Below are 23,307 nucleotides of genomic sequence, written 5' to 3'. Positions count from 1 at the left end.
TCCCTTTCGCAAAGGGAGGTCAGGAGGGATTCAAAATTAAAACGTTGACAAGCCACTCCATTCCATAAAGCGGTATAAGGCATATTTCAATTTAGACTCATCTGCATATTGAGCATAGTCCACACTCATCTGCTTGCCTTCTAGATTCGACCATGCAGTATTAAAATACTGATCTGCATCTTGGAACACCTGCGCCTGAGTCGAACCGACCACGCGTAAATCTGTTTCCAAATTATAATTTTTGATATTGCGCGCAGTAAAATTGGCTGAGCCTAAAATCAGCTCGCTCGTATTTCCACTGCGTTTAATGATCATCTTACTGTGGCATTGCTCACCTTGGGTGTTACACCAGCGCACAGAGATACCTGCCTGATGTAGTTCAGAAGCGACCTGACGGTTAGGAATCCCATTCTTCTGGCGTCCAAACGCATCTTTATTCGGGTCAAGTAACACCCGCAGTTTTACACCACGCTCTTGCGCTGCAAGCAAAGCCTCAATAATTTGGCGTTCAGACAAATAGAACATGGCTAAATCAATCTGATCCTGTTTTTTTGCAGCATCAATTAACTTTAAGGTGGCATCCAGAATCGCTTGCTCGGTCAAAACTTGTACCTGCGGCTCAGTTTTTGCTGCTTCGTATTCCCCCAAAATCACCGTTGGAAGTTCAGTACCTGACATTTTCGCAACTGTTTGCTCAGTCTTTAAGACGTCCACGGCTGTATTGCCTGTGACCACCAAAGCCACATTGGAATGACGCGAACTGCCATCATGCGGATTCATGGACGTCACCAAAGTCTTCCAGCCTTCAGCGGTATCCACCACCAAGGTTTTACGATGATTGGCTTTAAAATTAAATAAATTAAAATAACTGCGTAAGGTAATTGGGTCTTTGCCAAATGGGTTTGGCAACCAGCCTTTTTCTGGGTTATTGCCTGCATCTTGACAGCACAAATACCAGAAACCCGACCAAGTCGGATTTGAAGCCCGTAGTGGACGTAAATCCGTTTCAATCACATCGATTCCAGCCTGACGCAATTGACGATAGTGTTCAGGTGCCAATCCGCCATACACTGAATTGATCGGATCAGTAATGAATTTGATGTCCATCTCAGGATACTGACGGCGTTTAGAAATCAGCGCATCGGTTAACTGTTGTGTTAAAGCCTGTTGCTGAACTTTAGACTCCCCCACTTCTTTATTAAACAGAAACATATCCAGCACAATGGTGGTTTTCGCTTCATCAATCATCTTCAACATTTCATTGAAAATCACATGCTGTTGCTGCTGTTTACCTTCAGGCGTTAAATAGGTCAGATCAGCGAGGAATTTGACTTGGGCATGGCGTAGTTTACCCGTGTAATTCAAACCTTCGGGTAAGGGTTTTACAGTGTGATAAATGCCTGAAGCCAGATAGCCCAGTGCCAATAAACCCACAAACACCGCAACATAGCGTCGCGGTGACCAATTTAATTTATGTTGAACTTTTCGGAGAATACGCATAACAAAAAACCTAACCCAATCGTCTCAGGCTAGGTTTTCTGCGCATGATTTTCAAGTGGCTTTCTGTGACAAGGTCTTGATTCAATTCCAAAAGCCTAGCAAAACTTAGAAACCAAACTCTAAGCCCACAGTGAAGTTACGTCCCATTTGCGGAATATTGGCCAAGAATGATGCATGCTGATACACCTGTTCATCTAGCAAGTTGTTGGCTTTGAAATACACACGATAATTGGTGTCTGCAATGGCTGGCGCTGCATAGGCAACCCCAAGATTAACCATATTATAGCCTGCGGTTTCTTGCTCATACGCCGTAATCTTGTCTTGTTTAAACACGTGATAGTACTCCGCCTGACCAGACCAGCCATCGGCAAAATCAACATCTACTTTACTGCCTAAACGACCTGCAGGTACACGTGGTGCATTTTCATTGTCAATTTTCCCGCGGACATAATCCCCAAACACACTAAGCTTATACAAGTCATTCAGTTGATAAGACGCTTGTGCTTCAGTGCCGTAAAACTTGGCTTTGTCTTGGGTATAATCCACTAAACGGAAGTTTTCATACTGGTCTGTGGTTTGTGCATAAATATAAGAATCGAACCAGTTATGATAAACATGCACATGATAATCAAAACGATCGGTTTCGTAGTGCAAGCCCAACTCAAGGTTATTGGATTTTTCGACGTCTAGATTTTGATTGCCGCGTTCATAAGTATTGGTCGCCAAATGTTTGCCGTCAGCATACAGCTCTTGTGCCAAAGGTAAGCGTTCTTGATGCGATGCCACCAATGATAATTTATAGTCAGGTGCAAATGCCCAATTTGCTGCGCCTGAATATGAAATGGCATGATCATCATAATCTTTTTGCGGTGAATCAATATCAATGTTTTGCTGGTCAAAACGTGCGGCCAGCTCAAAATGCACATCTTTCCACTGTGTATGTTCTAAAGCAAACAGACTCCATTTATCGGTAGTACTTGGACCTGAAAAGAGTGCCTCTTCGCCTGTAATATCCAGTTTTTGACGCGCAAACTGAGTACCAATCACCCCTTCCCACGCGCCTAGTGGGTTATGCAGTAATTCTAAACGGGCATCATATCCCTGACTTTTAAATGTGGTCGCAGCGACACCTTCTTCAATCTCGTCATGCTTGTAGTCAGTATAACTGGCATGCGCACGCAGTTTCTCAAACCCTTGGAAAGGCTGATTCAGTTCAGTACGGAAATCATAACGCTCAGATTTTAAATCGACCCATGGTCCGCCATGCTCATCTTCTTCCTCGTCATGGTCATGTCCATCATGTGAACCGCAATGCAACTCGTCATCATGTGGATGGCAGCTTTCATATTCATGGCTATGCCCTGGCAAGCCATACTGGTCTTGACGGTTACTATAGGAAATACCGGTAAAGCCTCGATCATGAATCCACGATAAACCGACGTTCACGGTTTGCCCGTCAGCAAAGGTATTGTCAACACGGCGTTCTTTTTCAAGTTCGCCCTCATGTTCATGCACATAATCTGGGGCAATATAACTATTGGCTTTACGCTTTAAGCCTTCCACACGTAATGCCACCTGATCACCCAGTGCTACGGTTGCTCCTGCACTGGCAAGCTTTTCATCATTGCCCGAGTTGTAGCGTAAACCGACTTGTCCCTCATAACCCTTTGCAGGCATTTGGGTCGGGATCTTGTTATCTGTGACATTGACCAAGCCACCGACCGTACCAGCACTGTAGAGCAAGGTCGACGGTCCACGAATCAGTTCCACTTGCTTGGCTAAAATCGGATCAACCGTGACCGCATGGTCTGGTGATAAAGTCGAGACATCGGCTGTTTCAGAAGCCTGTTCCAGCACTTTCACGCGCGCGCCTTCTTGCCCACGAATCACAGGACGGCTTGAACCTGATCCAAACTGACTTGAATGCACCCCTAACTCATCTGCCAGTGCATCACCAATGGTTGCACCACGTTCAGCCAATTGTTTGTGATCCACCACATGATCTGCTACCGCAAAATCGGCGGCACTTTGTACGAGGGGATGTGCCTGTAACTGAATGGTCGATAAGGTTTGTGCAGATTCATCATCTTGAGCAAAAACAGAAGGTGCAATCACAGCGAGAATTGCAACTGAAAGTAAATTCTTATGAAATAGCATGAGTCAGATAAGGTCTGGTGGAATTTATTAATTGTTATAATATAACATTACAATAAATTTGCAATAAAAAACAGAAATTACCTATTGGCTGCTTTACACTGAAAAAAGATGAACTATACCCAATACTTCATAAGAATTTATTAAATACCAGATGCCATGCCATTTACCCTATCCCATGCGGTTCTTGCCCCGCCACTCTCCAAACTGACACAAGGTCGTTTACCGATTGCCGCACTTGCGATTGGCTGTATGACACCGGATCTGATTCGTTTGTTTACGCAACATGATGGCGGAAAAACCCATCTTTGGCGCGCCTTAATTGAACCGAATTTATGGATTGGGCTGATTTTCTGTCTGTTTTGGTATGCACTGTATCGCCCTGTGTTATACCGTTTCTTCGGATTAAAAGATCCATTAAGGCTCAACCGCTCCCGTAGCATATTGGGCTTTGCTGTCGGTGTTGTGCTCGCTATTCTGTTGGGTGTGAGCACTCATCTGATTTGGGATGGACTGACGCATGTCGACTTTCGTACCTTCGCTTTTCATGATTTCCTGAGTAAAAACATCCTGCTCTTCGGGCACAGTTTCCCCGTGCATTTAGTTCTACAAATCGGAACTTCAGCTGCGGCTTTGCCCTTCTTATTTTGGATGTGTGCACACTATTATCAAAAATTTAGACAAAGCCAAACTGTCGCCCCGAGCATTAAAATTTATGCATGGAGCTTGCTTACTTTAATCTTACTTTTGGGGTGTTACTCGGTTTGGGATTATGCGCGCTATTTCACCCCAGAGCTGTGGATGTCCAACCTGTATTATTTTACAGCGCGAAGTATCAATGAATTCAGCCAAGCTGCCCTCATCACCTTTAGTTTCGGCTGTGTGCTGTTTATGTTTTTAGATCACCAACGGCATTTCAAATAAGTTTTGATGCCTGAATTTTGCATCGAAAAGTGCTGAAATCCTGAGGAATTTGGATCTAGTCCTTGTGACAAAATCCTCAACGAGGCATAATCCTCCCTTTACAGGCGGTACGCTGTTTACGTATGCGCTTCCTTAACCCATATAGTTGGATTTTATACGCTATGATGCGAACTCATTACTGCGGTTCTTTAACCGAAGCTCAAATTGATGAAACAGTCACTCTCTGTGGCTGGGTACACCGTCGCCGTGACCACGGTGGTGTGATCTTCCTTGATATGCGTGACCGTGATGGTCTCGTTCAAGTAGTCATTGACCCAGATACTCCAGAAGCGTTTGAAACAGCCGACAAAGCACGTTCTGAATTCGTATTAAAAATTACTGGTCGTGTCCGTCGTCGTTATGCGGGTACTGAAAATGCCAATATGGTGAGTGGTCAAATTGAAGTTTTAGGTAAAGAAATTGAAGTTCTTGCCACTTCTGAAACACCGCCATTCCCACTCAATGACGAAAATACCAATATTTCTGAAGAAATTCGTTTGAAATATCGTTTCTTGGACATCCGTCGTCCTGAAATGTTAGATCGTTTACGCTTCCGTTCTAAAGTGACCAACTTGATCCGTAACTACTTTGAAGATCATGGTTTCTTGGACGTTGAAACACCAATCTTGACTCGTGCAACCCCAGAAGGTGCGCGTGACTATTTAGTGCCAAGCCGTGTTTCAAATGGTAGCTTCTATGCATTGCCGCAATCTCCACAATTGTTCAAACAGTTGTTGATGGTCGGTGGTATCGATCGTTATTACCAAATCGCAAAATGTTTCCGTGACGAAGATTTACGTGCGGATCGTCAGCCTGAATTTACCCAAATCGACGTTGAAACATCGTTCATGAGTGACGATGACATCATGGATTTAATGGAAGGCTTAACGGTTAAAATGTTCAACGAATTATTGAATGTAAAATTCGATAAATTTGAACGTATGACGTATGCAGATGCGATGCGTGATTATGCCTCTGACAAACCAGATATGCGTATTCCGTTGAAATTGGTTGACGTTGCAGACTTGATGCAAGACGTTGAGTTCAAAGTCTTTGCTGGTCCTGCAAAAGATCCTAAAGGCCGTATCGTTGCGCTTCGCGTACCAGGTGCAGGTTCTCTTCCACGTAGTGCAATCGACGAATACACGAAATTCGTAGGCATCTACGGTGCGAAAGGTTTGGCTTACATCAAAGTCAACGAACTTGAAAAAGGCATTGAAGGTCTGCAATCACCAATCGTGAAATTCATTGAGCCAATCGTGCTTGATTTGTTGAAACGCGTTGGTGCTGAAAATGGCGACATCGTATTCTTCGGTGCAGACAAAGCTAAAGTTGTAAATGATGCCATGGGCGCGCTTCGTGTGAAGATCGGTCATGACATGAAGCTTGCAACTTGCGAATGGGCACCGCTTTGGGTGGTTGACTTCCCAATGTTCGAAGAAACTGATGATGGCAAATGGACCTCTGTGCATCACCCATTCACACTACCAAAATCAAGTGTTGAAGACGTGAAGAACAACCCAGGTGCTGCGCTTTCAGTTGCTTACGATATGGTCTTGAACGGTACTGAAATTGGTGGTGGTTCACTGCGTATCTATACTTTAGAAATGCAAAAAGCCATTTTTGAAGCCTTAGGCATTGGTGAAGAAGAAGCAGAAGAGAAATTCAGCTTCTTATTGAATGCATTACGTTATGGTGCGCCTCCGCACGGTGGTTTGGCATTCGGTCTTGACCGCTTGATCATGTTGATGACGGGTGCATCTTCTATTCGTGATGTGATTGCATTCCCGAAAACTAAGACGGCTGAATGTCCATTGACTCAAGCACCAGCACCAGTTGAAGCAAATCAATTGCGTGACTTGGGTATTCGTTTACGTGAAAAGCAAAAAGCTGAAGCGAAAGAAGTATAAGCTTTGACTTCACTAAAAACCCTGCATTAGTGCAGGGTTTTTTTATTACATTGAGATCGATTCTCTATAGTGGCATAATAGCCCGCAGTTTTTATGTTGATAGATGAGCAAGCGTATGGCTATGCGTCCTGAAGTCCGCCGTCGTGGTCTAGTGGTAATTGTTTTTGCAATCGTCCAGTGGTTGTTCATGCGCTATATTCTTGCCAATGGACTGTTTAACCTCGATACTTCTGACCGAATTCTGTATTTCTGCGTGAGTAGTTTAGGTGGTGCATTTGTGATTTTTGTAGGGCTGATTTATATGGTTTTGACGGGGAATGCGGATAAGGAATAGCCGCAAACTCCCCTAAAATTAATTCTTAAAATATTGATAAGATATTTTTTTATCTCTTTCATTATTGTCGAAATTTTCAAATAGTTCTTGCATTTTTAATATATTTTCACTAGAAACGTAAGTTTTTCCTTGAGGTCGGTAACTGTGATCAACAGGTGTAGCATCAACTATACCAATATTAAACTTCCATTTTTCTGCAATTTTAGGCCATATATAATCTAGACCATATCCCATCGGACTCTGACTAGGAAATGGTAAAAAATACTTAAAAACATCTCTATTAAATGAAAAGATAGGTCCAATTTCAACAAAATTTGTTAATCTTGCCTTAACAATAGAGTCTGCTTGTAAACAAATTTGGTGGTCATAAAAGCTATGCTTAGTACGTGCAGGTTGAGCTACTTTTAAATCATATTTATAGATATAACCTACATATACATCTATAAAATTATCCCAAAGATGAATATCATCATCGCTAATAATTAATAAATCATAGCTACTCATATCCAAATCAGAGAGAATTTCATTTAATACTTTAAATTTAGGATTTTTCTTTTTTGAGTAACCTATAGTTACATCTACCATATATTCAGGAATAGGCTTCTCCCCAATTGCATACCATTTTTGAACTACTTTATGCTGCATAGATTTAGAAAATTGATTTTTTAATATTTCTGCTTGATTTGGATAATCCGTTAAATATATACCAATAAGCAAAATTTTTTTTTGCGGTAACGTTTTTACAAATAAGTCTTTATTATCGTACAAGTGATTTGGATCTGAGAATTTTTTTCTAAGATAACCTCTTGAATAATCTTTTATTTTTTTTGTTAACCACATTATTTCATCTCCTCAAACTTCATACTATTCGTATCTTTATCACTTACTATTACCTTATCTACTTTATTTAAAGGCCAGTCAATTTCTAGTGCTGTATCATTCCAAATAATCGCACCTTCACTTTCTTTATTATAATAGTTGGTAGTTTTATAAAGAAATTGAGTATTATCTTCAAGTGCTATAAAGCCATGAGCAAACCCTTGAGGGATCCAAAGCATAGTTTTATTTTCTGCACTCAGTTCAACACCAACCCACTCCCCATAAGTTTCAGATTCAGGACGAATATCAACTGCCACATCCCAAACTTTACCCTGCACTACACGCACCAACTTACCTTGAGAATAAGGTTCGCGCTGAAAGTGCAAACCTCTTAATACACCTTTTTGTGAGCTGGAATGATTATCCTGCACAAATGTTGGAATAGGTAAATTTAACGTTTTTAATTCATTTTCAAAACGTTGTTGATTAAAGCTCTCCATAAACCAACCACGCTCATCCCCATAAACTTGGGGATGAATAATTAACAAACCAGCAATTTTAGTTGTTTCTACTCTCACTTAGCCTCTTCCAATAATTTAAACAAGTATTGACCATAATCTGTTTTCTTAAGTGCTTCAACACTTGCCTTCAGCTCACTCTTAGAAATCCAACCATGTTGAAAACCTATTTCTTCTAAACACGCAACTTTTAAAGATTGACGTTTTTCAACAGTATATACAAACTGTCCCGCTTCTAATAAAGACTCGTGTGTTCCTGTATCTAGCCATGCAAAACCACGCCCAAGTAATTCAACATTGAGTGAGCCATCATTCAAATAGGCATTATTAATATCTGTGATTTCTAGCTCACCACGTGCGGATGGTTTTACCTGTTTAGCAAACTCTATAACCCGATTATCATAGAAATATAAACCAGTTACTGCATAAGGTGATTTTGGTTTGGTTGGCTTTTCTTCAATGCTCAGCACTTTGCCTGTTGGATCAAACTCAACTACACCAAAACGCTCTGGATCAGTCACATGATAACCAAAAACTGTTGCACCAACATCAACAGCATTTGCTACTTTTAATTGCTTACTAAAATTTTGACCATAATAAATATTGTCACCCAATATTAAGCACACATGATCATTACCTATAAATTCTTCACCAATAATAAATGCCTGAGCTAGCCCATCTGGTGAAGGCTGTTCTTTATAACTCAATTCAATACCAAACTGCGAACCATCACCAAGTAATTTCTCAAAGTTCGGTAAGTCTTCAGGCGTCGAAATAATTAAAATCTCACGAATACCTGCCAACATCAATACAGATAAAGGATAATAAATCATGGGTTTATCATAAATTGGTAAAAGCTGCTTAGATACACCTTTAGTAATAGGATGTAAGCGTGTGCCTGAACCACCCGCCAATATAATACCCTTACGCTTTATGCTCATTTATGAAATACCTCAATTACTGTTCTTCGTACATGCTCTTTCCAATCTGGCAAATAGATTTGAAAAGCATGTTGAATCTTTTGATTATTTAATCGTGAATTATGTGGACGTTTAGCTGGTGTCGGATATGCTACTGTTGGAATCGGATTAACTTGTTGAACGGCTAAATTCACACCTAAGTTTTTTGCTTGCTCAAATATATAGTTTGCATACTCAAACCACGATGTTTCCCCACTAGCAACCAAATGGTAAATGCCAATTTTAGTTTGATCTCTCAATGTCTGCACAATCGCATGAGCACTTACATCGGCAATTAGCTCGGCTGACGTTGGAGCACCAATTTGGTCATCAATAATAGATAGTTCTTCAAGCTGCTGAGATAAAGCAAGCATTGTTTTCAAAAAGTTTTTACCTTTTTGTGCAAAAACCCATGATGTTCGAAATATCAAGTAATTACATTGAGCATTTTGAATAGCCTGCTCACCTAATGCCTTAGTTTGACCATATACATTCAAGGGTTTCAGTGTATCTGTTTCATTAAATAATGATGTACCTTCACCATCAAAAACATAATCTGTCGAATAATGCACTAAAAGTGCCTTAATTTGAGCACAAGCCTCAGCTATCTTCCCTACTGCCACATGATTAATGAGAGTAGCCATATCTTGTTCTGTTTCAGCCAAATCTACAGTAGTATAAGCACTTGCATTCACAACAACATTTGGCGCTATATCTACAATGGTTTGATAAATTTGATCGAGCTTACTTAAATCACCACACCATTGATTTAAACCATTTCGATCAAGTGAAATCACCTCACCCAATGGAGCAAGGGAACGTTGAAGCTCCCAACCAACTTGTCCATTTTTTCCAAGCAATAAGATTTTCATTACTTAGCCTTGTATTGTTTTCCTAACCAAGATTTGTATTCCCCACTTTGAATATGAGCAACCCACTCCTGATTATTCAAATACCACTCTACCGTTTTACGAATTCCCGTTTCAAATGTCTCTGTTGGTGTCCAACCTAATTCATTTTGAATTTTTGTAGCATCAATCGCATAGCGTAAGTCATGCCCAGGGCGGTCTTTTACGAAAGTAATCAGTGAATCATATGCTTGACCACTCGCCTGTGGTTTTAGCTCATCCAAAATTTTACAAATAGTTTTGACCACGTCAATATTCTGCTTTTCATTATGACCACCAATATTGTAGGTTTCACCCACCACACCCTCGGTCACCACTTTATATAAAGCACGTGCATGATCTTCTACGAATAACCAATCCCGAATTTGCTGACCATTACCATATACAGGTAAAGGTTTAGCATCCAGTGCATTTAGAATCACCAATGGAATTAATTTTTCTGGAAAATGGTAAGGCCCATAATTATTGGAGCAATTGGTCACAATGACAGGTAGACCATAAGTTCTGTGCCAAGCACGTACCAAATGATCCGAACTGGCTTTAGAGGCAGAATATGGAGAGCTTGGAGCGTATGAAGTTGTTTCAGTAAAGAGGTCTTTTATTCCTTCTAAGTCACCATAAACCTCATCAGTTGAAATATGATGAAAACGAAAGTTTTGTTGCGCTTCAGCGTCAAGCCCCATCCAATACTTTCGAGCAGCTTCTAATAAAGTATAAGTTCCCACAATATTTGTTTGAATAAATGCTGCTGGACCATCAATTGAGCGGTCTACATGCGACTCTGCTGCCAAATGCATAATTGCATCGGGTCGAAACGCATCTATTGCGGCTGTAATTTGCTCCGTATCACAAATATCGATTTGTTTGAACTCATAGTTCGGATGTTGATCGATTTCATTTAACGATTCTAAATTTCCCGCATAAGTCAGCTTATCAATATTTAGAACGTGGTTGTGGGTATTTTGCATAATATGGCGGATGACAGCTGAACCAATAAATCCTGCACCACCGGTAACTAAAATATTCAAAATATCTCCCAGTTTTTAAATAACAAAATTTACTTCTCCCTATAACGCTTATAAAAAATTTTAGCTAAATTATATTTCATACCCGAGCCAAATTTACTAATCAATAAATCCCTTGACTTTAATCTTTCAGCCTCAATTGTGCTTAAATTTTTATTTGACTCACCTCTCTCAACAACTGGATGATCAACAAGATAAGCCATTAAAATATTTGAAGAGGAATCAAAGTCATATAAATAACTCCAATCATCAGCACGTCTAACTGGTTTATGATATTCTAATAAATTTTTCGCCATTTTTCGATCTACAATATAAGATACTGTATAATTTACTCTATGATAAAAATCAGGAACCACCTTCAAAACTTTTTTATCTAATAGACTAAAATCACAAAACTCCCCTCTAACTTTTCGACATTCTTTCATTTGAATACCACCAATACTTAATAGTAAATTTTTAGGTAAATCTACCTTACTTAATTCATCACTCAGTATTTGATATGAAATATCATTTTTCAAAATAGCATCATCTTCTAGAATTAATGCAAAATCATCCCTAGTTTCCAAGAACTGCGTTAATGCCGCCAAATGCGATAAGGTACAACCTAACTCACCTGGTGTTAGTGGCTTATCACGCCCTTTAACAGCTAATTCAAAATACTTTTTTGCTGAAAGCTGTCCCCCTTTCACCCCAACTTTTGTATATTCTAAACTTCCATTCTGAAAAAAAGGCTGACATAAAAAGCTATTTAGTCTTGGTGAATTTTCTTCTTCGATACTAATAACAAAAACTTTCATACATATAAGCCAATACTGTATTGCTGCATATAATATCTAATGCGGAATTAGATAGATAGTCTTATATATCCAATTTTTATAATGCGTACAATTTTAAAGAAATGGTATAAATTTCAACAATACCAACAAGCCAAAAAAATTTAGTACGCATTTGTATATACGTTTAGGTTGGTTAGATGAATCCTTCAATAATCAAGAACAACTCAAAGATCTTTTTGAAATTCATTCGCCTAAAAAACTCACCTTTACTGATTTTTTTATGTACAATAAAATAATCAACTCTTTATATTTTTTAATCAGTAGATGATGTTCATCCCAGGTTTTTTTTATCAGTCTTGGAGGTTTTTAAAGATGAAAGCTACTCAAAGCCACAAACAATTTTAAAATTGGACTATCATCCATCTTATCCTTGCGTATTTAAGATAGAAAATAACTGGTAAATGATTCGAGAAACATATGCAAAAAATTGAACTGTGGAAATGTACTGACTTCCCTCTTCATCAACGAAAAAAAACTCATACTTATTATAATACTTGAAATTAGATATCCATTATTCCACTATCTAAATGCTTAATATCAAAAATTCAAAAATTCAAAAATTCAAAAATTCAAAAATTCAAAAATTCAAAAATTCAAAAATTCAAAAATTCAAAAATTCAAAAACAACCTAATCAGTATACAAAAAAGTTACCAAAATAATTATACTCATAAAGCACTCAATCTCTGGACGAACATTCTGATAATAGACTCGGACTTAAAATCCGAGTCTAATATTATTCAAAAAATATGCTCTTGTACTAAAAAATCAGCCAAAGACATAAAATAATATTTGCATTAAATATAATAATTTAAATTACATCAGTTTTATTTAATAAACCTCGATAAGCATCAAGGTACTTTTTAGCAACTTGATTTATATCAAATCTAGATGATTCCGCTTTGACACTAGAAAATTTCTTATTATATTCATAATAATGATGATAAACATCATCAAGTTTTACCGCTAATTTTTCTGCATCATTCTCAACAATAAAATCATCTCCTAATACTTCTCTATGATTAGCCGTATCTAGAGCAAATACCATTTTACCATAATAAATACCTTCAATCAGAGCTAAAGAAAATCCTTCAAGCCGTGAAGGTAACAACTGCAAGTCTGAACTATAAATATAATCCCAAGGGTTATCAACAAAACCTACTAGTTTAACTTTATCAGAAACATTTAATTGTTTAATTAGATCTTTAAGGGGTTGCTCATAGACTCCTTTTCCAAGAATATATAAACGATAATCAAAACTTACCTGACTTAATGCTGTAATCGCCAATTGCCAGTTTTTATGCTCTTCAAGTCGCCCAACACCAACGATATTAAAAATATTATCTGGTAAAACACGTTTTGCTTGCTTAAATCTTATACCATTCTCTATTAGAATGTTATTTTTTGCATTACAAAGCTTTAATGTTTCTGGAGAAATCCCAACACACAAATCAGCATATTTCATTCTTTTTTTTACAAACCAATTATGCTTAGTAAATATTATAGGTATTTTTTTAGGTAAAAATATTTGACAATATTTCATTATTTCTAGAAGTTTTGTATTATGACAGTGAATAACATCTGGATCTATTTTTTTTAGAATTTTTGAAATTTTATACAGATATAAAATATTATGACGGTTTTTATCTGTCGGAATATCAACAAACCTAACAGCATCTTCAAGATAATCAGTAATTTTATTACCTTGAAAATCATAAAGATTTCCAAGCAAAAAAACCTCATTATCTTGACTCATTGTGTTACACAAATCTACACAAACTTTCTCTGTTCCCGCAAATTCCGTAAAATATAGAAGATGAACAATTTTCACTTTGGCTCTCTTAGCTAATTGACTTGATTAAGTTAGAAATAAAATTACTAATTATACCTAATTATTTTAGGATGTTTTTTATATCACAGTTAAATTATGCCCTAATAAGCAATCATTGTTTCTAGAAGATACTTAATTTTAGACTCTACCAACACTAAACACTTACCCTCAAGGAGTTCCTCTCCTATGCTAATTAGAAAATTTTCATAATTACAAACAAATCTAGCGTTGCTGAATATAATATCTAATGTAAAATTAGATAGATAGTCTTATATATCTAATTTTTATGATGCGAACAATTTTAAAGAAATGGTACAAATTTCAACAAAACCAACAAGCCAAAAAATTTAATTCGCATTGGTATATGCGTTTTGGTTGGTTAGACGAATCCTTTAACAATCAAAAACAGCTCAAAGATCTTTTTGAAATTCATTCACCTCAAAAATTCACCTTTGCTGACTGTTTTTATGTACAAGAGAATAATCAACACTTTATATTTTTTGAAGAAGTAGATGATGTTCATCCTGTGGGCTTTTTATCAGTCTTAGAAGTTTTTACAGATGGAAGCTACTCAAAGCCACAAACTATTTTAAAATTGGACTACCACCTATCTTATCCTTGTGTATTTAAGGTTGAAAATAACTGGTACATGATTCCTGAAACCAGTGCTAATAAAACTATTGAATTGTGGAAATGTACCGAGTTACCACTGAAATGGGAAAAACATTCAAACTTATTTGATAATATTGATGCTGTAGATACCACCCCCCTTTATCATGAAGGGATGTGGTATTTATTGACTTCCACACGTAGAAACTGCAAAAAATTTGGTGACCGTTTAGATATTTTCTTTACTGAAGATATTTTAAATCCTAACTGGCAAGAACACCCAAAAAACCCAGTCTGCAAAGGTCATCAACAATTCAGAATGGCTGGTAAGCCTTTTATTTACAAAGAAAAACTTATACGACCTAGTCAAGACTCATTGAAACGTTATGGTGGAAATATTGAATTCAAAGAAATTCTTGAACTTAGCCCAACCTCATACAAAGAGCAACTTTTAGAAGTTATTTTACCCACATGGAATAATAACGATGATGGTTGCCATACAATAAATGTTGAACATAATTTTGTAGTTTTAGATGCAATACGCTTATCAGTTAAAAAGTAAATAAGCCCAAAACAACTATTTTAGCAAATGCTCATAAATATTGAGCGTTTGCTGTGTCATGGCAGTAACAGTTAACTCTTGCTTTGCTTTCATAAATAAAGGGGAAAAATCCGCTTGTGCTTGTACAGTTAAAGCATTTTCTATTGCTTGTTGCAACTCTTTCGCTTGTCCAATATTTGCAAGATATGGCTCAGGCAGCCACTCAATCACGCCATTTACTTTAGTTGAAACCATGGTTTTATCAGCCTGTAAAGCCTCCACCATGACCAAAGGAAATCCTTCACGATCAGAAGATAAAACGATGGTATCTGCAAGCTGAATCAAATCCCGAGCATCACTACGGAATCCCAGAAAAGCGATTTGATGCTGCATATGCTGCTGTGCTGCTTGCTTTTCCAACGAGTCTCGCAATGAACCATCGCCTACAACCCAAAGATTTGCATCAATGCCCTGCATGGCATTTAAAAGCAAGCTGATATTTTTGACTGGTTCAAGCCGACCAATACTCATTACAATTTTTTTAGAACTATCCATCTCAGGGTATTGAGCATAAAGGTCTGCCTTCAATTGCTGTTGTCGCAAATCTGAAAGCACAGGTTGCTGATATACCCCATTATATACAACGTGAACTTTAGCTGCAGGTATGCCTTGAGTTAGTGCCTGACTAACTGCAATGACAGCATCACCTGAAGCATAAATAGCTTTATTCTTTTTAGTTCCGTGTACAGTTGTGACAAATTTTACAGGATTCAACCAATAGCGAATTCTTGAAATCAACTCTGCAGCTTTTCCAGCTTGAGCATGCACAATATCTGGCTGTATTTGATTAATCAAACTTTTCAACTGCCACAGCAGGAAAATATTCCAACGGCTGCGGGCAAAGTCTATTGCATGAAAATGTACCCCTGTAATGAATTTTCCCGCATAGCATGGATGTGCCAAAACATGCACTTCATGCTGCAGTGACATTTCATTGACCAGATTAAAGGTATGTTGTTCTAATCCTCCAATGCCACCACTGGTCGCTAAAACTTGGACAATCTTCATGTCTAGTCCCGCTTCTGCTTCACATTTTGATATTGTTCAAACAGCTTAGCTTCTTTTAAAAATGCATAAAATGCATTAATCATGCTGTTTACAAAACCGCGCCAACCATTTAAACAACTACGGCGAATAAAGTAAGACTTTAAGAAAGTCATAGGCATGACTAAACTCAGTTTTAGCAAGCTTGGCTTTTTAGCCTTTTGAAACTTCTCCACAGCCTTTAAATTCGAATACTGATTATTTTTTTCAACTTTAACAAAGATGCTAGATTCACCATAATGATAAATATCACCCTCAGCTTTGACACTTTGCCCTTCTACGATCACGTTTTCATGAACTTTGTTAGCTAGATCATAATGCCCTTTGCTTTTGCGAAAAAAACGTACCTTGGCATGTTTTTTTGTATGCTTACTATTGGGAACACCCAAAAATACGTCATTAATTGGGGTAATTAAAGCATCGATTTGATTGGCTTGAATAACCTGTACAATTTCCGATTTTAATTCTTTAGATAATACTTCATCACCATCCAAATTCAGCACCCATTCATTTCTGCATTGCGCCAAGGCAAGGCTTTTTTGCCCTGCATAGCCCTGCCAATCTTGATGAGAAATCTTTACATTAGAAAAAGTCTGAGCAATCGTATAAGTATCATCTGTACTACCTGAATCCAAAATGATCACTTCTGAAAAGTCTTTGACACTGTTTAGAGTATCTTTGAGCCAAGCACCACAATTCAACGTAACGATATAAACACTGCATGGAATCATAATTTATAACGTCCTTTAGCTAAGGCAATACGCATTTGTAAGGCATTCATTGCACCATGTGTGCTCACTCGGGGAATGTTGAATTGATTGGCAGGCGTAAAAGCTTCGACTTTTTTTCTCGTAGACACAGCATTACTAAAACCTATATCTTTCGCCATCTGCTGATGCTTTTCGTTAAAACGACCAAAAGGATATGCAAAACTACGGCACGTCCCAACTAAAGCTTCAACATCTTTCTTCGATGCCAACATTTCTGTAAATGCTTCTTCATCAGACAGTTTTAATAAATTTACATGGTGTTGCGTATGCGCTCCAAATTCTATGACTCCTGAGTCTGCCATCTCTTGAATTTGTACTTCATTCAACTTTTCAATGCCTTCAATTTGTGTTGCCAAATAAATTGTTGCTTTGGCATTGTATTTTTTTAGTAATGGATAGGCATATATATAGTTATCTAAAAAACCATCATCAAAAGACAACGCAAAAATATTGCTTTTATCTGCATATTGATCAAGTTCTGATACGAAGCAAAACGTGGCCTTCTTTTTAACCAAATACTGCAACAGCTGTTCAAATTTTGCTGGTGGCATATTCATACCCGATGCCTCGGCATCAGGCGTCACTTGATGCAACATCACCACACGAGGCATTTTAGAACTACGAAATGGCAACCAAAACGTATAGTTTCCTAATAGATATAAGACTGCTGCCAATGCAAGCACACCTAAAATGACATATAAAATCGACATTAAGCATATACCTCATGCGACCACTCATAAGCCTCTGACAGTGGTAAATCAAAAATGACTTCTATCATAAATTGGCTGATACGCTTGGCATTAAAACTGTTGCGGGTTTTACTCCAGCCGGCTTCTGCAATTTGCTTAGCTTCCACAGGATGATCCGCATAGTATTTAATTTTGGCAGCCAAATCATTTTGGTCATCAAAATAAACTACTTCTTGTTCCGTATACAGTTTGCAAAAATCAGGAATACGGGGACTAAAGGTTAATAAACCATTACCAGTCAGCTGCACAATTCGGTCAGAACTATATAAAGTCACATCATTTCTACGCGAATAATTCAAGCCCATACGTGACTCTGACAATACTTTATAATATCCTTTACCATACACACCAGGTTGTTCAAAACAGCCATAATACTGATACTGCACTTGGTTTTGTTTTAATGTTTCGGCCAAATCTTTAAGAAATTTTTCACGTACTGGTTCTTTATAAACTACGCCACAGAAAATAAAATCTTTATCAATATTTTCTGATTCAAATTGCTTTAACATTTCAACATTATGATGCCCTACATTAGGCATATACGCGGCTTTCAAATGCGGCTGTTTGAGTTTTTTGAGGTATTCTCCTCCAGTCGTACAGAAAATAGCATCCAAGTACGGGGAGAATTCACGAACAAAGCCCAGCTTCTGCTCTAAGTACAATGGATCAACATACCAAAATGCAATTTTAGTTTTCGGGTATTGCTGCTTAATGTCACCCAGTACGCTCGAACTCATCAGGTCACTATGACCAATCAGCACTAGATCTGGTTCAATATTATTGACGATTTTTAAAATTTCTTTGTTGGCCCAATTTGCACCCAACTTTTTAGTTTTAAAAATGGTACCCATACGAGCCATATCACGAAAGCTGAAATCATAAACAAAGTGCCCATTCTCAATTAGGCCAGCTGAAATTTTACGATCTGTGCAATAAAAATGTGCACCTTGCTTATTAAATCCAAAATTTGCGATATGTAAAATTTTCATGTAAAAGCTCTATTTTTTCAATAGAATTTCGGCAACTCTCATTGCTTCGTTCATTTCTAAGTACAAACAGTTGTGTTGTGCAGTATCAGACGTATTCAGTGTTAATAGTTGATCTAACTGGCGTGTAATTCTATCAGACTTTAATCTATCTATTTTAATAATTCCCACTTTACATCCAGCAGTTAATGCCTCATAAATCATTGAGACGCTGTCTTCAGTGACCCAAACTGCTTCTGCTTTTTGCATCTCTTCAAAAATCCAGCCTTGCGGGGTATGTTCGACTGGAAAAAAATGCACATGCGGTAAAAAAGGATAGGCACTCAAGCGCTCAACAAACTGCTCAGGTGTTCGACGTGAGGTGGTAATAATAATTTCATTATTCGGATGTTGCTTCACAATCTGTTCAATCGAAGTAAAGACTTTATCCGCATTCCATTGATGGCGTTTAGATGAACCACCCAATGCAATCAAAATCCGCCCAGATTGATGTCGCTGTTCATTCACAATCGGATTCAAGGCGCCTTGGGTCACAATCACGCGATCAGAGGCTGGAATACCATCATGTTCTGGAATCACACTATAATTAAACCAAGCCAATGGATAATTCGGTTTCATTAAAATGACCGTTTTGGCTTGCGCATAAATTTTCCCAAGCAGTAGTACACGTAATTGCGTATGACTCCCGACCCCAATAATCAAATCAGGGGGAGTATTCAACTGTGAAATCGATCTACGAAACAGTCCTGCAATAAGTGTAAATAAAGCTAAGTCCTCTATCGAAATTTCTTCAAAGTTCACCGTTTCTATCGATTGTCTTTGTAGGGCTTTGAACAAGCCAAGTGCTTGTGAACGGTGTCCCGCCTTTCCATCACTCACATAAACAATATGCATAAACTCTAACCATTTTGAAATTTCAATAAAAAAAGGCGAAACCGAGGTCTCGCCTTTTGATCTTAACCGATCAACTTAGTTTACGTAAGTCAACCAGTGTGCATATTTGTCGTTACGACCTTGGACTGCATCAAAATAGGTTTTTTGAATTTCAGTTGTGATTGGACCACGTGAACCACAACCGATTTGACGGTCATCATATTCACGAATTGGCGTAACTTCGGCAGCAGTACCTGTAAAGAATGCTTCATCCGCGATGTAGAACTCATCACGGGTAATACGGCGTTCTACGACTTCATAACCTAAGTCTTTGGCAATGGTAATCACGGTTTGACGCGTAATACCATCCAATGCACCACCCGCAATATCAGGTGTATGTAACACACCATCTTTCACGAGGAAGACGTTTTCGCCAGAACCTTGGCAGACATAGCCTTGAGGATCCATGAGCATTGCTTCGTCATAACCTGAATGCGCAACTTCTTGGTGAGCCAAAATCGACAGCGTATAGTTACCTGATGCTTTTGCTTTACACATGGTCACGTTTGGATGGTGATGCGTGAAAGATGAAGTTTTAACGCGAATACCTTTCGCCATCGCCTCTTCACCTAAATATGCACCCCAACCCCAAGCAGCTACAGCGGCATGAATGGTGTTATTGGTTGCTGCAATACCGAGTTTTTCCGAACCAATCCAGATCAAAGGACGTAAATAGCATGATGCTAATTTATTTTCACGAACTACATCAATTTGAGCTTGTTCTAGCGTTGCTTGATCAAATGGGACTTTCATTTGATAAATTTTTGCAGAATTAAGCAAACGCTTTGTGTGGTCTTGTAAACGGAAAATCGCTGTACCTTTTGGTGTTTCATAAGCACGCACACCTTCAAAGACACCCATACTGTAATGCAAAGTATGCGTTAAAACGTGAACTTTCGCTTCACGCCAGTCAACTAATTGTCCATCTTGCCAAATAAAACCATCACGATCAGCCAAATTCATGGCACACACTCCAAATTTTTATACACAGTCATTTTTATCCAATACTGCCGTGGCAGTTGGATCTATTAATCTTTGCCATAACTTGCAAACGATCACGCGGGTATTGTGCCAGTCCGCAGCATTTACTTGCATGGATTGGTTCGCAAGTGCTAAACGGTGGCTCTCGGCTCGTTCACTGAGATAAGCTTGAATCAATGCTGTTGCATCGTCACTGGATAAGCAACCTGCTTTTGCAGCGTCTTCAAGGATTCGTACATTGTCGGAGTAATGGGCGAGATCGGGATTCGACCCACTCCATGCTAACACAGCATACTGTGCCATAAATTCAATATCAACGATACCACCTGCATCCTGTTTTAAATGAAAAATTCCATCTTTTTGTTGTTCTTTAGAAGAACCTAAATGGTCTTTCATTTTCTGACGCATTTTCAACACTTCTTCGCGGACATTAGCCTCTTCTCTAGGCAAGGTTAAGATGCGACAACGCAGTTGCTCGAACTTATCCCGCAAGGTTTCTTCACCCGCAATCGAGCGTGCACGTACCAGTGCTTGATGCTCCCATAACCAGGCATTTTTCAGTTGATATTGTTCGAAAGCTTTTAGACTGGTGACCAACACTCCCGCCTCACCCGAAGGACGCAGGCGTGTATCAATTTCATAAACACGACCATCTAGGGTTTGCGTGGTCATCAGTGAAATAAATTTCTGTGCCACACGCATGGCAAATTCAAAACCACTGATCGATTTCGGTCCATCGGTATCCGCCTGCTCATCCATATAATGAATAAACACCAAGTCCAAATCTGAACCATATCCCAGTTCAATCCCGCCGACTTTCCCATACCCCACCACGGCAAATGCCGTATGGTCAATCGCACAGCGCTGACCTTCAATGTCGAGCGGGAAACCATGTCGTTTAGCCACCATCTGATACGCCATATTCAGGGTCGCATTGACCGACACTTCTGCAATATCGGTTAAGGCATCTGACACTTTCATCAATGGGCTTTCTGCCAAGACATCACTGGCAGCCACCGCCAAGACATTCGACTTCTTGAACAGACGCAACACTCGCATCAGGTCTTCCACTTCATCCAGTTCAATACGCAGCAATTGCTGACGTAAAGAATCCTGCAAATCCTGACGGCGCGGCAGTTCAAAATCCATGGATAAGAATTCATCCAGCAGCACTGGATAATGCGTCAATTCTTCACAAATCCATGGACTGACCGTCGCCATTTTGACCAGACGTTGTAATGCGCCTTTACTTTCAATCAGCATCACCAAGTACACGGTACGACGCATCACCGATTCGACCAAAGGCATTAAACGTAATAAAGCGGTTTGCGGTTTATCCGACTCTAAAATTGCTTCAATCAAATGTGGCCAGAACATTTTTAAACGCTGTACGGCTTTGGCAGGCAGTTTTTTTAAGGCATTGCCATACCAGAACTCATGCACCAGATTTTTCGCATCTTCATCCAGTACAGCCTGTAAGCGTTGCTCTAGCTGACCGAAACTCTCCACCAATGGATCGGGTTCTTTTTCCTTAATCAGGTGCTCAAACTGATAAATCACTTTGGCGCGCTTTTGATTCAGCACATCCAAGAAAGACTGCCAATCTGCATAGCCCAGAGTCTCAGTCATGCGCTGACGCAGTTCAGGCTCACTCGGTAAGGATTGGGTTTGCTGATCGTTCAGTGCCTGAATGGCATGTTCAACTCGGCGCAAGAATAAATAGGCATCTTCCAGCTCAAGCACCACTTGTGGATCCAGTAAACCGACCTCGCCCAAATGATGCAGGCTGACCAGACATTGACGATCTTGTAGTTCGAGTTTTGAGCCGCCATAAATTAACTGGAACACCTGCACAATAAATTCGACTTCGCGAATTCCGCCTGCACCCAGTTTAATATCATCTTCAATATTCCGACGTGCCACTTCGCGCTCAATCATGGCTTTCATTTCGCGCATGGCTTCAAAGGCGGTGTAATCCACATAACGTCGGAACACGAATGGACGGGTCATTGCCAGTAATTCATCACCCTCTTTACCCCCTGTGACGATACGTGCCTTGATCCACGCATAGCGCTCCCATTCGCGCCCGTGCTGACTCAGGTATTTTTCCAAAGCCACATGACTAATGGCCAACGCAGAACCATCACCCCATGGACGCAAACGCATATCTACACGGAAGACAAAACCATCCGCAGTCATATGGTCCAGCAGGTAAATCAGCTTTTGTCCCCAAAGAATGCAAAATTGCTGTACATCAATACATTTGCGCCCATTGGTTTCGCCTTGCTCATCAAAAGCAAATATCAAATCAATATCGCTAGACAAATTGAGTTCTTGGGCACCATGTTTGCCCATGGCAATCACAATCAAATCTTGAACTTTGCCGTTATAACCGATTGGCTCACCGTGCTTGGCAACCAGCGGCCTACGCGCAAAATCTTTTGCAGCACACACCATGGCGTCAGCAAAATCGGACAGTTCGCGGGTGAGTGTCACCACGTCCGTCAACTGGTTGGCATCTTGCCAAATCCAGCGAAACATCAATCGAGCGCGTAATACTCGACTGAGTCGCAACCACGTCGTTTCATCTTCTACATGTTGTAATTCATCTTGGACGTGTGCATAAATTTGTGCTGTGGCTAAGGAACTCTGGAACTGATCAACGCTGTAATCTTGTTCTAATAAGCTGGAGTGGATTGCCAAAACTTGTTCTGCATATTGGCTGGCACACAAGGTTTTCTGCAATTGTTCAGCGTTCATCAAGAGCCACTCTCCTTTTTCGGCACACGCCGAGTTCAACGTCTTCTTTAATTATCAAGGTTCTTGTCATCGCATGTTGCATATCGAGTTGGAATTTCACTTTGATCCACATCGAATCA

The 23,307-nt window shown here is 39.2% G+C and carries 20 protein-coding genes; 4 read left to right on the top strand and 16 right to left on the bottom strand.

The annotated features are described in order from the left end of the window. Positions 1-36: 36 nt before the first annotated feature. Both GWK51_RS08015 and znuD read right to left on the bottom strand, forming a co-directional pair. Entirely contained in the window at positions 37-1,500 is a 1,464-nt protein-coding gene (locus GWK51_RS08015; protein WP_161933303.1) for a phospholipase D family protein, read from the bottom strand. Positions 1,501-1,605: 105 nt separating this feature from the next. After that, a complete protein-coding gene (gene znuD / locus GWK51_RS08010) occupies positions 1,606-3,657 on the bottom strand; it encodes a zinc piracy TonB-dependent receptor ZnuD (protein ID WP_161933302.1) in 2,052 nt (683 codons plus the stop codon). Positions 3,658-3,813: 156 nt separating this feature from the next. Here znuD and GWK51_RS08005 point away from each other — a divergent pair, with 156 nt between their 5' ends. From GWK51_RS08005 to GWK51_RS07995, 3 genes are all read left to right on the top strand, one after another. Continuing rightward, positions 3,814-4,578, top strand: coding sequence for a DUF4184 family protein (locus GWK51_RS08005; RefSeq protein WP_161933301.1), 765 nt, complete (start codon positions 3,814-3,816; stop codon positions 4,576-4,578). Positions 4,579-4,739: 161 nt separating this feature from the next. Then, positions 4,740-6,527, top strand: coding sequence for an aspartate--tRNA ligase (gene aspS, locus GWK51_RS08000; RefSeq protein ID WP_161933300.1), 1,788 nt, complete (start codon positions 4,740-4,742; stop codon positions 6,525-6,527). A 115-nt stretch (positions 6,528-6,642) separates the two neighbouring features. Next, positions 6,643-6,861, top strand: a complete 219-nt coding sequence (locus GWK51_RS07995) for a hypothetical protein (RefSeq protein WP_161933299.1) — start codon at positions 6,643-6,645, stop codon at positions 6,859-6,861. Between the two features lie 18 nt (positions 6,862-6,879). On the opposite strand, the gene GWK51_RS07990 is transcribed toward GWK51_RS07995, so the two are convergent. The 7 genes from GWK51_RS07990 to GWK51_RS16750 all read right to left on the bottom strand — a co-directional run bounded on the left by GWK51_RS07990 (position 6,880) and on the right by GWK51_RS16750 (position 13,755). Continuing rightward, positions 6,880-7,701, bottom strand: coding sequence for a hypothetical protein (locus tag GWK51_RS07990; protein ID WP_235941107.1), 822 nt, complete (start codon positions 7,699-7,701; stop codon positions 6,880-6,882). After that, a complete protein-coding gene (gene rfbC, locus GWK51_RS07985; RefSeq protein WP_161933298.1) occupies positions 7,701-8,258 on the bottom strand; it encodes a dTDP-4-dehydrorhamnose 3,5-epimerase in 558 nt (185 codons plus the stop codon). The genes GWK51_RS07990 and rfbC overlap by 1 nt, the downstream gene beginning before the upstream one ends. Further along, positions 8,255-9,139 carry a glucose-1-phosphate thymidylyltransferase RfbA gene (gene rfbA, locus GWK51_RS07980; protein WP_161933297.1) on the bottom strand — a complete coding sequence of 295 codons (885 nt, stop codon included), beginning with the start codon at positions 9,137-9,139 and terminating at the stop codon, positions 8,255-8,257. Before rfbA ends, rfbC begins: the two co-directional genes overlap by 4 nt. Next, positions 9,136-10,029: a dTDP-4-dehydrorhamnose reductase gene (rfbD, locus tag GWK51_RS07975; RefSeq protein WP_161933296.1), complete on the bottom strand. Its 894-nt coding sequence runs from the start codon at positions 10,027-10,029 to the stop codon at positions 9,136-9,138. Before rfbD ends, rfbA begins: the two co-directional genes overlap by 4 nt. Beyond that, the gene (gene rfbB, locus GWK51_RS07970) at positions 10,029-11,093 is read right to left on the bottom strand and encodes a dTDP-glucose 4,6-dehydratase (RefSeq protein ID WP_161933295.1); all 1,065 of its coding nucleotides are present in this window, start codon (positions 11,091-11,093) and stop codon (positions 10,029-10,031) included. Before rfbB ends, rfbD begins: the two co-directional genes overlap by 1 nt. Positions 11,094-11,122: 29 nt before the next feature. Continuing rightward, a complete protein-coding gene (locus tag GWK51_RS07965) occupies positions 11,123-11,887 on the bottom strand; it encodes a glycosyltransferase family 25 protein (protein WP_161933294.1) in 765 nt (254 codons plus the stop codon). Between the two features lie 848 nt (positions 11,888-12,735). Continuing rightward, positions 12,736-13,755, bottom strand: coding sequence for a glycosyltransferase (locus tag GWK51_RS16750; RefSeq protein WP_328703734.1), 1,020 nt, complete (start codon positions 13,753-13,755; stop codon positions 12,736-12,738). A 286-nt stretch (positions 13,756-14,041) separates the two neighbouring features. Here GWK51_RS16750 and GWK51_RS07955 point away from each other — a divergent pair, with 286 nt between their 5' ends. After that, the gene (locus GWK51_RS07955; protein ID WP_161933292.1) at positions 14,042-14,926 is read left to right on the top strand and encodes a glucosamine inositolphosphorylceramide transferase family protein; all 885 of its coding nucleotides are present in this window, start codon (positions 14,042-14,044) and stop codon (positions 14,924-14,926) included. Positions 14,927-14,941: 15 nt separating this feature from the next. Here the strand turns inward: GWK51_RS07955 and GWK51_RS07950 are convergent, their stop codons facing one another. The 7 genes from GWK51_RS07950 to glnE all read right to left on the bottom strand — a co-directional run bounded on the left by GWK51_RS07950 (position 14,942) and on the right by glnE (position 23,227). Continuing rightward, positions 14,942-15,973, bottom strand: a complete 1,032-nt coding sequence (locus tag GWK51_RS07950; RefSeq protein WP_161933291.1) for a glycosyltransferase — start codon at positions 15,971-15,973, stop codon at positions 14,942-14,944. Positions 15,974-15,975: 2 nt separating this feature from the next. Beyond that, on the bottom strand, positions 15,976-16,740 hold the full coding sequence (locus GWK51_RS07945; protein WP_161933290.1) for a glycosyltransferase family 2 protein: 765 nt from the start codon (positions 16,738-16,740) through the stop codon (positions 15,976-15,978). Next, positions 16,737-17,489 (bottom strand): polysaccharide deacetylase family protein, encoded by a 753-nt coding sequence (locus tag GWK51_RS07940; protein WP_161933289.1) that lies wholly within the window; start codon positions 17,487-17,489, stop codon positions 16,737-16,739. The genes GWK51_RS07945 and GWK51_RS07940 overlap by 4 nt, the downstream gene beginning before the upstream one ends. Continuing rightward, on the bottom strand, positions 17,489-18,517 hold the full coding sequence (locus GWK51_RS07935; protein ID WP_161933288.1) for a glycosyltransferase family protein: 1,029 nt from the start codon (positions 18,515-18,517) through the stop codon (positions 17,489-17,491). The genes GWK51_RS07940 and GWK51_RS07935 overlap by 1 nt, the downstream gene beginning before the upstream one ends. Before the next feature lie 9 nt (positions 18,518-18,526). Further along, positions 18,527-19,408, bottom strand: a complete 882-nt coding sequence (locus GWK51_RS07930; RefSeq protein ID WP_161933287.1) for a mitochondrial fission ELM1 family protein — start codon at positions 19,406-19,408, stop codon at positions 18,527-18,529. A gap of 75 nt (positions 19,409-19,483) precedes the next feature. Further along, the gene (locus GWK51_RS07925) at positions 19,484-20,410 is read right to left on the bottom strand and encodes a branched-chain amino acid transaminase (protein ID WP_100240603.1); all 927 of its coding nucleotides are present in this window, start codon (positions 20,408-20,410) and stop codon (positions 19,484-19,486) included. An 18-nt stretch (positions 20,411-20,428) separates the two neighbouring features. After that, positions 20,429-23,227 carry a bifunctional [glutamate--ammonia ligase]-adenylyl-L-tyrosine phosphorylase/[glutamate--ammonia-ligase] adenylyltransferase gene (gene glnE / locus GWK51_RS07920; RefSeq protein WP_268895799.1) on the bottom strand — a complete coding sequence of 933 codons (2,799 nt, stop codon included), beginning with the start codon at positions 23,225-23,227 and terminating at the stop codon, positions 20,429-20,431. Positions 23,228-23,307 lie beyond the last annotated feature (80 nt).

This window comes from Acinetobacter kanungonis, from assembly GCF_009939195.1.
Taxonomy (GTDB): domain Bacteria; phylum Pseudomonadota; class Gammaproteobacteria; order Pseudomonadales; family Moraxellaceae; genus Acinetobacter; species Acinetobacter kanungonis.
The sequence above is the reverse complement of the archived record's forward strand: the minus strand, read 5'-3'. Positions and strand labels throughout refer to the sequence as shown.